Source organism: Streptomyces scopuliridis RB72, from assembly GCF_000718095.1.
GTDB classification, from domain to species: Bacteria; Actinomycetota; Actinomycetes; order Streptomycetales; family Streptomycetaceae; genus Streptomyces; species Streptomyces scopuliridis.
The window spans coordinates 35,827-50,725 of sequence record NZ_JOEI01000015.1 but is presented as its reverse complement, the minus strand read 5'-3'; the positions used below and the strand labels follow the sequence as shown (position 1 = coordinate 50,725).

Genomic DNA, 14,899 nt, shown 5'->3' with positions numbered 1-14,899 from the left:
GTTCCCTCGGCGTGCCCGTGAGAGAGACCTGGAGACCATGGAGACCACCGGCTTTCCGCTGCAGTTCGCCCGTACCCGCCGCTTCTCGCTGGGTGTCCCCCGGCAGTTCACCGTGTCACCGGACGGCGAGCGCGTGCTGTTCGTACGGTCCGTGTCGGGCGTCGATCCGCGCAGCCGGCTGTGGCTGTACGAGAACGGCGAGGAGCGGATTCTCGCCGACCCCTCGGACCCCACCGGCGACATGCCCGTCTCCGACGCGGAACGGATACGCCGCGAACGGGCCCGCGAGACCTCGGTGGGAGTGGTGGGGTACGCCACCGACCGCGAGGCGCGCGTGGTGGCATACGCGCTGGCCGGCGCCCTCTGGGTCGTACGGACGGACGGCGGCGCTCCATGGCGCGTCCGCACCGAGGGCCCGGTCGTCGATCCGCGTCCCTCGCCCGACGGCGCGCACGTCGCCTATGTCAGCGGCGGCGCGCTGCGCGTCGTACGCACCGACGGTACGGACGACCGGCCGCTCGCCGAGCCCGAGACCCCCGATGTGACCTACGGGATGGCCGATCACACCGCCGCGGAGTCCATCGGCAGGACGCGCGGCTACTGGTGGTCGCCCGACGGGGACGCCCTGCTGGTGGCCCGGGTCGACACCTCGATGGTGCGCCGCTGGTACCTCGGCGATCCGTCCGATCCGGCACGGGCGCCGCGCGCGGTGCCGTATCCGGCGGCGGGCACCGCCAACGCGCGGACGTCGCTGCGCGTTGTCAGGCTCGACGGCCGGCACATCCCCGTACGGCTGCCGGAGCGCGCCCCCGAGGACGAGGCTCCGGCGGGTGTCTGGCGGGACCCGGCCTTCGAGTATGTCGTCAGCGCCGGCTGGGAGAAGAGCGGCGGGCCAGTGATCGGTCTCCAGACCCGGGACCAGCGCACACTATGGGTCCTGGGCGTCGACCCGGCCGACGGCGAGGTCGAGCGGCTGTTCCGGCAGACCGACGAACACTGGGGGGAGTGGCCGCCGGGCGCTCCCCTGCACACCGCGTCGGGGAGGGCGGTCCTGCCGTGCGTACGCGGCGACGCCCGCTCCCTGCGGATCGGCGACGCCTTCGCGCCGGACGGACTCCAGGTCCGCGCGGTGCTCGGCGCGGTGGGCGAGCGGGTCCTCTTCACCGCGAGCGAGGAGCCCACAGAGACCCATGTCTGGTCGTACGCCCCGGACACCGGGTTCGTCAGGCTGACGGACGAGCCGGGAGTGCACACCGCCTCGGCGGGCGGCGACACCGTCGTCCTCGACAGCAGGACCCCGGACGGACACACGGTCACGGTGGTACGCGGCGGCGCCCCGTCGGGCCGGATCGCGGTCCTCACCGAACAGCCGCTGGTCACCCCCGAGCCGGTCCATCTGGCCCTCGGGAAGCGGGAGTTGCGCGGCCGGCTGCATCTTCCGTCCTGGTACACACCGGACGCGGGCAAGCTGCCCGTACTGCTCAGCCCGTACGCGGGCCCCGGCATGCAGGTCGTGACGAAGGGCGGCGGTTGGTACACCGCCGTGTGCCAGTGGTTCGCGGAGCAGGGGTTCGCCGTACTGGCCACGGACGGGCGTGGCACCCCCGGGCGCGGTGTGGAGTGGCAGCGGGCCATCCTCGGGGACCGGCTGACGCCCGTCCTGACGGACCAGATCGACGCGCTGCACGCGGCGGCCGAGCGGTACGACGCGCTGGACCTGGCGCGGGTGGGGATCCGGGGCTGGTCGTTCAGCGGCTATCTGGCGGCGGCGGCCGTACTGCACCGTCCCGAGGTGTTCCACGCGGCGGTCGCGGGCGCGGCGCCGGCCGACCGGCGGCTGTACGACACGTACTGGGAGGAGCGTTACCTCGGCCATCCCGGCATCCAGCCCGAGAACTACGACCGCTGTTCGCTGATCCCGTACGCGGACAGGCTGACCCGGCCGCTGCTGCTCGTCCACGGACTCGCCGACGACAATGTGTTCCCCGCCCATACACTGCGGCTCTCGGCCGCGCTGCTCGCCGCGGGCCGGCCGCACTCCGTACTGCCGCTGCTGGGGGCAGGCCATCTCGTCACCCGTGTGGGGCAGGCGGACACTCTACTGCGCCACGAACTCGACTTCCTCAGGAAGTCTCTCGGTATCTGAACACGGCGGCGGGTATAGCCGTACCTATCGCTGAACGGCCGACCGGCCGGCGCAGAGCCCATCAGGGAACGGAGCTCGGTATGACGGGAACGCAGGGGACCGCACGGGTCGTCGCACGCCGGACCGTGGTCGCGGCGGCGGGCGCGACGGGGCTGGCGGCGGCGCTGGTCGCGTGCGGCGGCTCGGACACTCCGGCGGAGTCCGCTGCCGGGAAGCCCGCGACGCCCGACGACGACGCGGGCGGCGGTGCGGGACTGACCGCTGTCCTCGCGAAGACCACCGAGATCCCGGAGGGCGGCGGGATGGTCTTCGCCGACCAGGGCGTGGTGGTCACCCAGCCCACGGCGGGCGAGTTCAAGGCGTTCTCCTCCAAGTGCACCCACGCGGGCTGCGCCGTGAAGGACATCTCCGACGGGATCATCCACTGCCCGTGTCATGGCAGCCAGTTCAGCGTGGCGGACGGCAGTGTGAAGGCCGGACCCGCGACGCAGCCGCTGCCCGCGACGCCGATCAAGGTCACCGGGGACTCGATCTCGCTCGCGTGATCCGACGCGTGGCCGAATCCCCCCACCCATGACCGGCGGCCGGCGGGCTCCACTTTTCGTCGGCAGAAGGTGAAGTCCTCCGGCCGCCCCACTCCGTCCTCCCCCTCCGGTCAGCCGCCGACCAGCTGGTTCGCGGCCCCGGCCGCTTCCCCCAGCGCCTCGACGGCGGCCCGGATCGACGGACGGCGGTCCGCGTCCGTCCGCCACACGGCGTAGACGTGCCGGCGCATCCGCTGCCGTACGGGCACGACCGCCACGCCCTCCGGCACGGGGCCGCGGCCCAGCCGGGGCGCGACACAGACCCCGAGTCCCTCCGCGATCAGCGCGAGCTGCGTGTGGTACTCCCCCGCGAGATGCGCGATCCGCGGCTCGAACCCCTTCGAGCGCAGCGTGAACATCAGCCACTCGTAGCAGAATTCGCCCTCGGGCCAGGAGACCCAGGGGTCGTCCGCGAACTCCTCCAGGTCCACTTCCGACCGGTGCGCGAGCGGATGGTCCGCGGGCATGGCCACATCGGGGACATCGTCGAGCAGATGCGCCGTCGCCAGCCCGCCGGGCACCGGCAGCCGCTTGTTGCTCCAGTCCAGCACCACGGCGAGATCGAGATCCCCCCTGATGACGCCGCGGATCCCGGCCTCGGGTTCCACCTCGCGCGAGCGGACCCGCAGCTCCGGATGATCCTCGCGCAGCGCGCGGATCGCCAGCGGGAAGAGCCCGCGGGCGGCCGTCGGGAAGGCCGAGATCCGCACTTCCCCGACCACCCGGCCGCGCTGCGCCTCGATGTCCGACTGCGCGACCTCGACCTGGGAGAGGATCCGCGCGGCGTGGTCGGCGAGCAGCCGTCCCGCGTCGGTGAGCCGTACGCCGCGCCCGTTCCTGGCCAGCAACTGCTGGCCCACCTCCCGCTCCAGTTTGGCCAGCTGCTGGGAGACGGCGGAGGTGGTGACATGCAGCCCCTCGGCCGCGCCGCTCACCGAGCCGTGGCGGGCCAGGGCATCCAGCGTGCGCAGGCGCTCCAGATTCAACATGTAAGCAATACTAATCAGAGTGGTGCACATAATCTCGCTTGTTCTACGAGATGGTTCACGCCAGGCTGTCCGTATGAGCACCGCCACCCCGCCCCGTCCCGGGCCGGACTCCGTCTCCCCCTCCCCCGCCGTTCCGGCCGCGCCCGCCGCCGCCGATCCGGCGCGGCCGGGCTCCCTCCGTACCCGCCCCGCCGTGGACTGGCGCATCCGGTTCGCGGTGCTCGCGCTCATCTGGGGCTTCAGCTTTCTGCTCATCAAGGTGGGCACCCATGGCTTCGCCCCCTTCCAGGTCACCTTCGGCCGGCTCTTCTTCGGTACGGCGGTGCTGGCCGTGGCGATGGCGGTGAAGCGGGACCGCCTGCCGCGCGGGCCCCGCACCTGGGGGCATCTGGCCGTCGCGGCGTTCTTCCTCAACGCGCTGCCGTTCTCGCTGTTCGCCTACTCCGAGCTGACGATTCCCTCGACGCTCGCGGGCATCTGCAACGCCACGTCGCCGCTCTGGGGCATGGCTCTGTCGCTGGTCGCGCTCTCCGAGGACCGGCCCACCCGGCGCCGGGTCGCCGGGCTCGGCCTCGGCTTCCTCGGTGTGCTGACCGTGCTGGGTGCCTGGCAGGGCTTCTCCGGTCTGGATGTCACGGGTACGGCGATGGCACTGCTCGCCTCGCTCAGCTATCCGATCGGCTGGATCTACGTACGCCGCACGCTGGCGGGCAACAGCAGCTCCCATCTCTCCCTGACCGGCGCGCAGCTCTTCCTGGCCACGCTGCAACTCGCTCTCGTGACACCGCTGTTCACCACTCTGCCGACCTCGCTCCCGGCGGGTCCGCTGCTCGCCGTGATCGTGCTCGGCGCGCTGGGCACCGGTCTGGCGATCCTGCTCCAGTACGGGGTGGTCGCCGAAGTCGGCCCGACGACGGGCCAGATGGTCACGTACTTCATCCCGGTCATCGCCACGGCGGCCGGTGTCACCCTGCTCGGCGAACAACTGAGCTGGAACACGCCCGTCGGCGCCCTGATCGTCCTGGCCGGGGCCGCGCTCACCCAGAGCAGGGCCAGGAAGCGGCCCGTAGCCGCGCAGGTCCCGGCCGCGCCTCAGCCGTAGCTGCGCGCGGGCGCCGGGCCGGCCGCCGATGCCACCGCGTCGGCGACCGGCCCGATGTCGTCGCCCGTCATGTCCGACACCGTCAGCCGTACGCCCGGCGGCGTGGCCATACGGAAGCGCGCCCCCGGCGCGACCGCCCAGCCCGCGTGCAGCAGCCGTGCCACCGCCCCGGTCTCGTCGGCCACCGGCACCCAGACGTTCATCCCGCTACGGCCGTGCGCCTCGATGCCCCGCTCCGCCAGGGCCCGTACGAGCGCGTCGCGCCGCTCGCCGTACGACCGCGCCACGGCCGGCACATCCACGGCCCCCGAGGTCCACAGCTCCACGACGGCGCGCTGGAGAAGCCGGCTGACCCAGCCGGGACCCAGCTGCTGACGCCCCGTCACCCGGTCCACGGTCAGGGCGTCCCCGGTGAGCACCGCGATCCGCAGATCCGGTCCGTACGCCTTCGCGGTGGAGCGTACGAACGCCCAGCTGCCGGTGGTCCCGGCGAGCGGGTGGAGCGGCAGATCGACCATGCCGTGGCCGTGGTCGTCCTCGATGAGCAGCACCTCGGGATAAGCGGCGAGCAGGGCGCGCAGATCCTCGGCGCGGGCCGCCCCCACCGAGGCGCCGGTCGGGTTCTGCGCGCGGTCGGTGACGATGACCGCGCGGACACCGGCCCGCAGCGCCCGTGCCAGTCCGGCGGGGAGCGGCCCCTCGTCGTCGACCCCCATCGGTTCGGGCCGCAGCCCGAGCGCGGGCACCAGATCCAGCAGACCGCCCCAGCCCGGATCCTCGACGGCCACCGCGTCGCCCGGTCGCAGATGGGCCGCCAGTACGCGTTCGATCGCGTCCAGCGATCCGGAGGTCACGGCGACCGGTCCGGCCGGCACCCCGTCGGCGTCGAGCCCCGCGCGGGCGAGCCGCGCGAACTCCGGGTCGACGGGCGCCTGTCCGTACAGCCCCGGATGGTCCGCGTTGTGCAGCGCGGCGGCGGCGAGGGCGTCGTGCAGCGGGGGCAGCAGCGCCGGATCGGGGTTGCCCTCCGACACATCGCGTACGCCCGGAGGCGCGTCGACCCGGATCGAGCCGCGCGCCGTACTGGCGGGGCGGGCCCGCACCCTGCTCCCCCGGCGCCCCGCCGTCTCGATCACCCCTCGGTCCCGCAGGCTCCGGTAGGCGGCGGCGACCGTATTCGGATTGACCCCCAGCTCCGTCGCCAACTCCCGCATCGGCGGGAGGACTTGCCCCGGAGCCAGCTCCCCGGAACCCACCGCGCGCTCCACGCTGGCGGAAATCTCCGCCGCGCGCCGACCCTCAATCCGATACTCTCCTAGCACAAAGAAGATTATGCACTAGTGCAATGGAGATCGCAATGCCGGAGAGCACCGCCGCCTACCAGCCCACCCCACGCACCGTCCCCACCCGCGCCCGCGAGCGGGCGGCATACGACCGCGAGCTGGTGCACGGGATACTCGACGAGGCGTATGTCTGCCACCTCGGTTTCGTCCGCGACGGCGCTCCGGTCGTCCTGCCGACGCTCTACGGCCGGGTGGACGAGCGGCTGTACGTCCATGGCTCGACCGGTTCGCGGCCACTGCGCATGACAGCGGCCGGCGGCGGTACGGAGCGCGCGGCCGAGAGCGAGGCCGGCCCCGGTCTCGCCGTCTGTCTGACCGTGACGCTTGTCGACGGTCTGGTGCTCGCGCGCTCCGCCTTCCACCACTCGATCAACTACCGCTCCGTCGTGGTCCACGGCATCGCCCGCCAGGTGACCGACCCCGAGGAACGGCGCACCGCGCTCGACGCGATCGTCGACCACGTCGTACCGGGCCGTTCCTACGACTCGCGCCCGGCGAACGCCCGTGAGCTGGCGGCGACCGCCGTGATCCGCCTCGATCTCGACGAGGTCTCCGCCAAGGTCCGCACGGGCGGCCCCAACGACGATCCCGAGGACCTCTCGCTGCCGCACTGGGCCGGGGTCGTCCCGCTCGCGCGCGGCTACGGCGCGCCCGTCCGGTCCGACGATCTCGACCCGGCCATCGCACTGCCGGACTATCTCTCCGCGCTCTGAGACGACACCACGGACGACACCACGCGGAGTTCGGGCGGCGGTGTCAGACGACCGCCGCCGCCCGGCGCCGTACAGCTGCGAGGCGCGCCTCGGCCAGCGCGAGACCGGTCACCGCCGCGAGCAGCAGGACCGTACCCAGCAGAGTCGCGACGGTCAGCCGCTCACCGAGCAGAACGACGGCGATCACCGCCGCGCTCACCGGCTCCAGCAGCATGATCACCGAGACGGTCGCGGCCCGCACCACCGCTGCCCCGGCAAAGTAGAGGGCGTAGGCGAGCGCGGTCGGCACCGCCGCGACGTACACCAGCAGCCAGACCACCCGGGCCGGTTCCGCGGTGTGCGGCAGCAGCCCCTCGCCCCAGGCGATCGGCAGCAGCAGGACCGCGCCGATGGCGAACGCCCAGGCGGTGGTGGCCATCGCGTCGCCACCGCCGCCCTCGCGCCCCAGCCGGCGCGTGAGCAGGGTGATCCCCGCGTACCCGGCCGCCGACAGGATCGCGAGCGCGATGCCGGCCGGGCGTACGGAGCCGCTCTCACCGCCGAGTACCAGCACTCCGAGCCCGGCGAGCGCGCCCGTCACCGCGACCAGACCGCCGCCGCCCAGCCGCTCGCCCATGGTCAGGCGGGCGCCGAGCGCGATGAGGACGGGGCCGGCGCCGAGGGTGACGACCGTACCGACCGCGAGACCGGTCGCTTCGACGGCGGCGAAGTAGGCGCTCTGGAAGACGGTGAGACCGATACCGGTCCCGAGGATCCGGAGCAGCCGTCGCCGGCGCGGCTCCGCGGGCGCGGGCTCCCGGCGCCGCCGGAGCGCGAGCGCGCCGAGCAGCAGGACGAGACCGCCCAGGCAGCGCCAGAAGGAGAGCGCGAGAGGGCCGAGGTCACTGACCCGGTAGACCAGCGAGGCGGCGGCGCCGGCGGTCCCCCAGGCGACCCCGGCGACGATCAGAAAGAACAGACTCCGCCCGACCGGCAGGCCGGAAGCAGCGGAAGATACAGGATTCGGCACGTGACGTCTCCGTGTGAAGAACGGGATGGGTGTGGTCGCTCGGCTCCGTCACGCGGGCAGCGACGAACCGCTCGGGACAGGGGCCTGTACGGCCGAGGTCCTGTCCGAGCCCGGTCTTCGTCAGCGGATGGCCGCCCGCGTTACGACGCGGGAGGCGGAAGAACGGTCAAGTGCATAATCGGCACCCTATGTCGTGGGGTGTCCGGCGGACAACCGCGCCGGGTCGCCCGCCCCCGTACCGCCCGCCATCGGCCCGGAAGGCGCCTTCGGCGTCGACGACTGGGCGATGAACGCGCCGGTCAGCACCACGACGCCGCCGATGATCTGCGGCGCGGAGAGATGTTCCCGCAGCAGCACCCAGGCCAGCACGGTCGCGACGACCGCCTCCAGACAGGCGACCACGCCCGCCACCTGCGGCGAGAGCCGGCGTACGGAGACCACTCCCGTCATATAGGCGAGCACGGTGGCGATCAGCACGATCCAGCCGAGCAGCAGGGCCGCGGCCACGCTCGCTCCGCCCATGTCGGCGCTCCCGCCGAGCAGCGACCAGTCCATCCCCCAGGGCCGGGCGACCACCGTCAGTACGACGGCCCCGACGAGCAGTCCGTACGCGATCACGCCCAGCGGATCGGCCGCGTCCTCCCCGTCGGCGCCCTGGTCCGAGAGGACGAAGTAGCCGACCTGGCAGCAGGCGGCGGCGAGCGCGAGGAGCACCCCGACCAGGTCGAAGCTCAGCCCGGCCCAGACCTCGACCACACAGGCGAGCCCGCCCACCGCGAGAACGACGCCGACCGCGGCGGCGCGGGTCACGGGCCGCCGCTGGACGAACCGGACCCAGAGGAGGACGAGCGCGGGGGCCAGATACTCGATGAGCAGCGCGACCCCGACGGGGATACGGGAGATCGCGGCGAAGTAGCAGGCCTGGACGCCCGCCACGGCCAGCAGGCCGAATCCGGCGAGCAGCGCGGGCCGTTGCCGTACCAGCGCCCGATGGCGCCAGGCCACCGGAAGCATCACCAGGGCGCCGCCGGTGACTCGTAGCCAGACGACATGGAGCGGGTCGAGCCCCGCTTCTATCAGCGGCTTGGCCGCCACGCCCGAACCGCCGAACGCGAACGCCGACGCCAGGGCAAGGCCCAGGCCGACGCTCCTCCCCTGAGACATGTGCATGGCGTCATCATGACAGCCGACGTCAGGAGCGTCATCCTCATGACGCCTGTCGAGACAGCCGAGGTCCGGCGGGACGGCACAGGACCGGCACGACGCGGCGGGCCGAATCGCCCGTGGTCAGACCGATCGTGACGTACCGGACAGCCGCCCGGCCAGCGATCGCGCGTCCACCCCGGCCCGTTCGAGCACATCGACCGCCCGGCACTCCCGGTCGGCGGCGAGCGCGGCGAGCAGATCGAGCCCGCCGGCCAGCGGCTCACCGCGCCGCTCGGCGCGCTCCAGCGCGCCCGCCATGGCGGTGACGGCCGGGGGCGACCAGCCCGTCACGGGGCGCTCCCGCACCACGGGCACGGCCCCGGAGTCCTCCACGGTCCCCTGCCAGCGCAGTCCGTAGCCGATGCTCCGCTGGACCAGATAGCCCAGCACCCGGGCCAGTTGGGGGCCGCCGCCGAACGCGGCCCGCACCTCGGGGTCGGTCTCCAGCAGTGAGTGCAGCAGATGGGCGGTGTCGACCTGCCGGTCTCCGTCGCGGTGCGCCCTTCTGCGCGCGCCCGAGACGACGGACGCCAGCTCCGGGGTGAGCCGGGCCTCGACCTCGGCGCGCGCGGACGCGGTATCGGGTCGGTTCGGTGCGGACGGTTCCGGCACTCGCGGAGGTGGGCTTTGCACCCTCTCACCCCATCAGTCCCGGGCTTGCGGAGCATCCCCGCCGGGGAGCATTCTCGCGTCCCACCGGAGTTGGGCACATCTGGACCGGTTCTCCTCCTTACGAATGAGATCGCCCCCCCTTCTCTCCCCGGTGAAGCGCGCCGCCTTGCCTCCGCGGACGCGGCGGGCAAGGGGGACACGCAGAGGCCCCGCGGCGCCTGCGATACAGGCATGGCCGCGGGGCCTCCAGTACGGGCCGAAGCGTGCTCAGTCCTCATCGGCGAGGATCAGATAGAGCTTCTTGCGTGATTCGGTGATGACCGCCAGAGCCTTCTGGCGCTGCTCGGGCGTACCGGTCTTCCAGACCTGTCCGAACGCCTCCATCAGCCCGAAGCCGGCCTGACGGATCTCGTTCATCGTGTCCCAGTCGATGCCCCGGCCGGCCTCTTCCCACGGGGCCTCGGGCCCCGATTCGGCCTCCGTGCGCCCGGTGTCGGTGAGCGTGAACAGCTTCTTGCCGCCCTCGCTCCGGCTGGTGATCAGCCCCTCGTCCTCCAGCAGCTGGAGCGTCGGGTACACCGAGCCGGGGCTGGGGCGCCAGGCCCCGCCGCTGCGCTCGCCGATCTCCTGGATCATCTCGTATCCGTGCATGGGCCGGTCCTTCAGCAGGGCCAGGATCGACGCGCGTACATCACCGCGCCGTGCCCTTCCCCTGCCGCCGCCGCGCCCGCGGCCACCGCCGCCGAAGGGACCGCCGAAGCCGGGCCCGAACGGCCCGAAGGCCCCGCGCCGCCCCTCGAAGTCGCCCCTGCCCGGGTGGCCGGGTCCGCAGGCGCCGGGTCCCGGACCGTGTCCGCGTCCATGCTCATGTCCATGGTCATGTCCGTGTGAACGCATCGCTCTGTCACTCCCTACATCGTTGATCTGTCGCGATGCGTCAACGATATATCGGAACAGCTCGCTCGGCAAGCATTATCGGGCCGCGGCTCCTGAGACTGTCAGCGAGAGATGGCACTTTTCAGCAGGATTTGACACTGCCGAACTGTGTTCGGGTAGCCGGGTCACGTTGCCGTGATCCGGCTACCCGACACGGCTACGGGTTGAGATCCAAGTCAAGGGCGAGGTGTTTCAGAGTCCGCACCACGATGCCGATAGACGGGTCGGTCGGGCGTGGCCCCGGACCGAAGCGGTCCCGGGCCCACGGGCGACGAGTCAGGCCACCGGCTGACGGCCGATGAGGGACAGCCAGTCGGTGGACGGCGGCCAGGTGCGGTACGGCATCCGGGTACGCAGATCCAGCGCGTCGGCGGCCCAGCCTTCGGCGGCCTCCAGAGCAGGCCGGGAGATCTGGTCGTAGGCGGAGGCGACCCAGACCCGGTGGAAGTGAGCCAGCTTCCACGGCTCGAGCAGGTGCTTCCTGATCCGTCCGGTCACTCCCTGTTCGCCGGCGGCCATGCCGAGCCAGACGATGCGGCCATGGGCGTCGACCACGAGGTAGAGGCCCGGAGCGAACGCCTCGACGGTGTCGACCTGCGACCAGTACGGGTCGCTGCTGCAGTAGCCACCCAGGGCGCGCGCAAGAAGCGGGACGTGCGGTGGCCGGAGGATCGGGCCCGGCGGCGGTGCGGCGTCTTTCGGTGTACGCGCCCCTGGCCGGATGCCACTCACTCGGCCTCCTCCGTCCCGAAGGTGAAGTCGCCGATGCCGCCGGTCGTCGTGCCGGTGTCGGTCGGCCGGTACCGGAGCTTCCTCAGGTACGTGCCGGCCTTCACCACGATGGGCTCCAGCTTGTCGAGCTCGTCCTGCCACGACTCCCGCTCCTCGGCGGTCATCTCTCTGTCCGGTCCCACCAGGGCATGCATGTCCTCGAAGTGTGTGGAGAGGGTTGTCACGGCCTTCCTCGCGTTGTCGACCAGGCCGGTGGTGTCCTTGAGCTTCTCCGCCCACTGCTCGCTGGGCGAGAGCGCGGAGGGTGTGCCCACTCCGCCATCCGAGTCGGTGTTCTCCACTGGCCAGTGGCTGGTGAACCACTCCGAGTCGGCCGGCTTGTCGGTGGTGGCGACGGACCCGTCGGCTACCCGGCGCAGACGGCCTGCCGACGCGCCCGGCCGCGGCGTGACCTTGTGGCCGGCGCGGAGCTTCATCACCTCGGCGAAGGCGTCGATGGCCTCGATGAACAGCCGGACCCCGTCGTCGGTGATGCGGGCCGCGACCAGCTTGGTGGACACCGCCCGGCGGTCGCCGGTGGAACCGTAGGAGCCGAGCAGCACCTTGCCGTTGACGAGGCCCGGTACCGCGATGTGTGCCAGCTCGGCGCGGGCGGCGTCGCGGCCGTCGCTCGGTTCGGCCGAGGTCGCCGCGGCGATCAGCTCGGCGGCGGACAGCCCGGTGGTCGGAATGCCCTGGCGCACGATCTTCTGATGGGGGGTGTCCATGGCGGCGGCCGGGAGGTCAACCCCGCCCACTGCAGCGGTGAGCAGCGCGCTGCGGATCTCTCCGCGGGTCTCCGCGTGCTTGGCCCTCAAGTGGGCTGGCGACGGCTCGACGAGAACCTTGGTCGTCCTGCGCAGGCTGGGGATGTCGCTGGGGAAGACCACCCGGTCCACCAGCCGGACGAGGTTCACCACGGCCTCGCGCGGGTCGTCATGCAGGTACGCGGCCGGGGTCGTGCCGGTGAGGACCGCGTGCTCCAGCTCCGTGATCGCGTTGTCGGCGTACGCGCGGTTGACCAGCTTCCGGCCGGATGCCATGGCCTGGTTGGTGCCGGTGAAATCGAGCGGGCCGCGCAGGTGGGTGCGCAGGTTGGTCGACGCCAGTGCGGCGTCGAAGTCCGGGCGCGCGCCCTCGGCCGGCACGTAGCCGATGACGAAGGCGGCGTCGGTGGTCGCCACCTGGAGCGCGGAGGCCGCCAGTTCCGCCCAGCGGCGGGCTTCCTGGGCCTCCTTGGCCTTCTCCGCGTCGTCCTCCGGGATCTCGATGTCCTCGGGGTCGATGCCGTCGTACGTGTTGAGCTGTGCGGTGTAGCGGTCCCGCCAGTCGGCCGGGTTGCGCCAGCGCTGGCCGTCGGGTCCTCCGAGGAGCTGCTGCGGCAGGCCGAGCAGGCCGACCGCGGGCTGGAGTCCGAACAGGTCGTGGCGGTGGCGGGTACGGTTCGACCCGGCAGTGGCGCTGGTGGTGTCCCACACCTGGCCAGCGACTCGGTAGCGCACAACGTGGTAGGTGGCCCGCTCGGACTGACCCGATACCGCGAGGTCCGCTTTCAGGTCGTACTTGCGGGCCTTCTCCGCTGCGGTCAGCCTGCCCTCGATAAAGGTCAGGTGCTCCAGCAGCGCCTCCTCCGAGTCGAACTCGACCTCCAGTACCGCCTGTTGGCCGCCGTCCGGCGCCTTGACCGGGACCACTCGCGGGGTGGCCACGTTGGCGTTCTGGGCGACGTCGTAGGCGAAGCGGATGTTGAACTGGTTGATCGCACTGGCCAGGCCGGGCTGCTTGACCCTCAGTTGGTAGAGGGTGCCGTGCTCGGTGCGCACCGGGTCCACGGCGGCGTCCTTGAAGCCCGTGACGACGACGCCGGTGCTCTTGTTGCCGCTCGTCGCGATCAGGGGCTTGAGGTTGATGGCCTCGGTGGCCATCCGCTCCAGGGCGCTTCGGTCGAGAGTGCACCGGGGATCGGCCAAACCGGCGTCGACGAACTGGGATCGGTACTCGGGCTCGTCGAGATAGGGAAAGCGACCGGAAGGGCGCTTGGGACGACGCGGCGACATACCGCACCTCTGCTTTCGTACGCAGGGACGGCCGGCTCTCGCCGCATTCCCTGAACGGATCGGGACGCGGAGTGGGACCGCCTCCCGCCTGTGCAGAGGTGGGTGCCGCCGCCGTACCGCCTCCCCGCCGCTGCGGGGCACTGGGCCGTTGCGACCACCTTGGACAGATCACCGCCACCCGGCCACCGCTGGCTCCTCGCAGGAACCGTAGTACTGGCCTCCCCGGACCGGGATCGGTCCACTGGGGCTGGTGCGGGTCACCGACATCGGTGCGCTCCACCACCCAGAGTACGTGCCAGAGCCGACAGTTGTCAGACCGTCAGCCGTAGCTGATCCCTCCTGCACAGCAGGGAAAGACGTCGACATCATCGCGACGGGAGGGGGATGCTTGCCCCTATGTCAGCCACACCCACCGTCTACGCGGACGAATCGAACTCAACCGGGGAAAATCTGCTCGATCCGGCTCAACCCGTCTTCTGCGCCGCAGTCGTACACATCGACGATCACATGGCTCGCCAGGTCGTGGACGACGTCAAGGCACGGCTTCCCCGGGGACATGGTGAACCGAAGTACACCTCATTGTCTAAGACGGACAAGGGACGATCAGCACTGCTGACAGCTTTCGAGTCCATGGCCGACGCAACGATCTTGGCGTATGTCGCGGACAAGCAATTCATGGTGACAACAAAGATGGTCGACCTGCTGGTCGAACAGCTGGCACACGAGACCGGATACAACATGTACGCCGACGGCGCTGCGGTCGCCTTGGCGAACCTGCTGCATGCGGGTGGCAGGCTGATGGGTGATGCTGACGCCTACGACCACATGCTCTACACATTCGTTGGTGCCGCTCGCCGACGTAGCCGTGCTAGCGCCGACGACTTGTTCGCTGCGATTTCTGCCTACCAGGTCACCACGCACCCCGAATTCTCCGATGTGTCTGAGATTCTGGGTTACACGCGGGCGCAAGCAGACGACATCATTGCGACGATCGCCTCAGGCGAACTTCTGGACGCGTTGGACCCGGCTGTGCCTTGCCTGGTTCCGCTCTGCCACGAGATGGGTCAGATACTCGGCGATTTCGCCTTGGTGCACGATGAGTCGAAGACCATCTCGCGCCACGCTGACACACTCCTCGCCTTGCACGAGCTGCCCGATCCTGCACGACCCGGACATCTGATGCCACGTTTGGCCATAACTAGCATCACTTTCTCCGACAGCAGCGCTGTGCCCCAACTCCAGATCGCCGACTGGGCAGCCGGCGCTACAAGGCAATGGGCGACCAATCTGGTCACGAAGCTGCCCGATCCGTTTGCAGAGAAGCTCAAGACGGTTGTAGAGCCGTGGCTTCACGGAGGAATCTGGCCTGACCTGTCTTGTGTCGAGAATCCCCGACGCCTCGGGTAGTTACCTCGCTGTAGCGGATTCCGC

At 71.3% G+C, this 14,899-nt stretch carries 13 protein-coding genes; 5 read left to right on the top strand and 8 right to left on the bottom strand.

All coding sequences use genetic code 11. The features are described from left to right. Positions 1-37: 37 nt before the first annotated feature. A complete protein-coding gene (locus IF11_RS0120230) occupies positions 38-2,146 on the top strand; it encodes a S9 family peptidase (protein ID WP_030353066.1) in 2,109 nt (702 codons plus the stop codon). A gap of 80 nt (positions 2,147-2,226) precedes the next feature. After that, positions 2,227-2,691 (top strand): Rieske (2Fe-2S) protein, encoded by a 465-nt coding sequence (locus tag IF11_RS0120225; protein WP_030353065.1) that lies wholly within the window; start codon positions 2,227-2,229, stop codon positions 2,689-2,691. Positions 2,692-2,801: 110 nt separating this feature from the next. On the opposite strand, the gene IF11_RS0120220 is transcribed toward IF11_RS0120225, so the two are convergent. Next, positions 2,802-3,719, bottom strand: a complete 918-nt coding sequence (locus IF11_RS0120220; RefSeq protein WP_030353064.1) for a LysR family transcriptional regulator — start codon at positions 3,717-3,719, stop codon at positions 2,802-2,804. A 73-nt stretch (positions 3,720-3,792) separates the two neighbouring features. Here IF11_RS0120220 and IF11_RS0120215 point away from each other — a divergent pair, with 73 nt between their 5' ends. After that, complete coding sequence (locus IF11_RS0120215) at positions 3,793-4,821, top strand: DMT family transporter (RefSeq protein WP_051746081.1); 1,029 nt, start codon at positions 3,793-3,795, stop codon at positions 4,819-4,821. Here IF11_RS0120215 and IF11_RS0120210 read toward each other — a convergent pair. Further along, complete coding sequence (locus tag IF11_RS0120210) at positions 4,812-6,143, bottom strand: aminotransferase class I/II-fold pyridoxal phosphate-dependent enzyme (protein WP_078490798.1); 1,332 nt, start codon at positions 6,141-6,143, stop codon at positions 4,812-4,814. The two genes, IF11_RS0120215 and IF11_RS0120210, sit on opposite strands and share 10 nt — an antisense overlap. A 35-nt stretch (positions 6,144-6,178) precedes the next feature. Between IF11_RS0120210 and IF11_RS0120205 the strand changes: the two genes are divergently transcribed. Further along, positions 6,179-6,877, top strand: coding sequence for a pyridoxamine 5'-phosphate oxidase family protein (locus IF11_RS0120205; RefSeq protein ID WP_240627961.1), 699 nt, complete (start codon positions 6,179-6,181; stop codon positions 6,875-6,877). 43 nt (positions 6,878-6,920) lie between these two features. Here IF11_RS0120205 and IF11_RS0120200 read toward each other — a convergent pair whose 3' ends face one another. From IF11_RS0120200 to IF11_RS40940, 6 genes are all read right to left on the bottom strand, one after another. Continuing rightward, positions 6,921-7,886, bottom strand: a complete 966-nt coding sequence (locus IF11_RS0120200) for a DMT family transporter (protein ID WP_037728138.1) — start codon at positions 7,884-7,886, stop codon at positions 6,921-6,923. Positions 7,887-8,072: 186 nt separating this feature from the next. Beyond that, positions 8,073-9,056, bottom strand: a complete 984-nt coding sequence (locus tag IF11_RS0120195; RefSeq protein ID WP_030353059.1) for an EamA family transporter — start codon at positions 9,054-9,056, stop codon at positions 8,073-8,075. Positions 9,057-9,173: 117 nt separating this feature from the next. Next, positions 9,174-9,725 carry a Clp protease N-terminal domain-containing protein gene (locus IF11_RS0120190; protein ID WP_030353058.1) on the bottom strand — a complete coding sequence of 184 codons (552 nt, stop codon included), beginning with the start codon at positions 9,723-9,725 and terminating at the stop codon, positions 9,174-9,176. Between the two features lie 246 nt (positions 9,726-9,971). After that, positions 9,972-10,601, bottom strand: a complete 630-nt coding sequence (locus IF11_RS0120185; protein ID WP_030353057.1) for a PadR family transcriptional regulator — start codon at positions 10,599-10,601, stop codon at positions 9,972-9,974. A 315-nt stretch (positions 10,602-10,916) separates the two neighbouring features. Further along, positions 10,917-11,372, bottom strand: coding sequence for a hypothetical protein (locus IF11_RS37855; protein ID WP_051746079.1), 456 nt, complete (start codon positions 11,370-11,372; stop codon positions 10,917-10,919). After that, positions 11,369-13,468, bottom strand: coding sequence for a hypothetical protein (locus IF11_RS40940; protein WP_157848443.1), 2,100 nt, complete (start codon positions 13,466-13,468; stop codon positions 11,369-11,371). Before IF11_RS40940 ends, IF11_RS37855 begins: the two co-directional genes overlap by 4 nt. A 396-nt stretch (positions 13,469-13,864) precedes the next feature. Here IF11_RS40940 and IF11_RS0120170 point away from each other — a divergent pair, with 396 nt between their 5' ends. After that, a complete protein-coding gene (locus IF11_RS0120170) occupies positions 13,865-14,875 on the top strand; it encodes a DUF3800 domain-containing protein (protein ID WP_133243342.1) in 1,011 nt (336 codons plus the stop codon). The last annotated feature ends 24 nt before the right edge of the window (positions 14,876-14,899 follow it).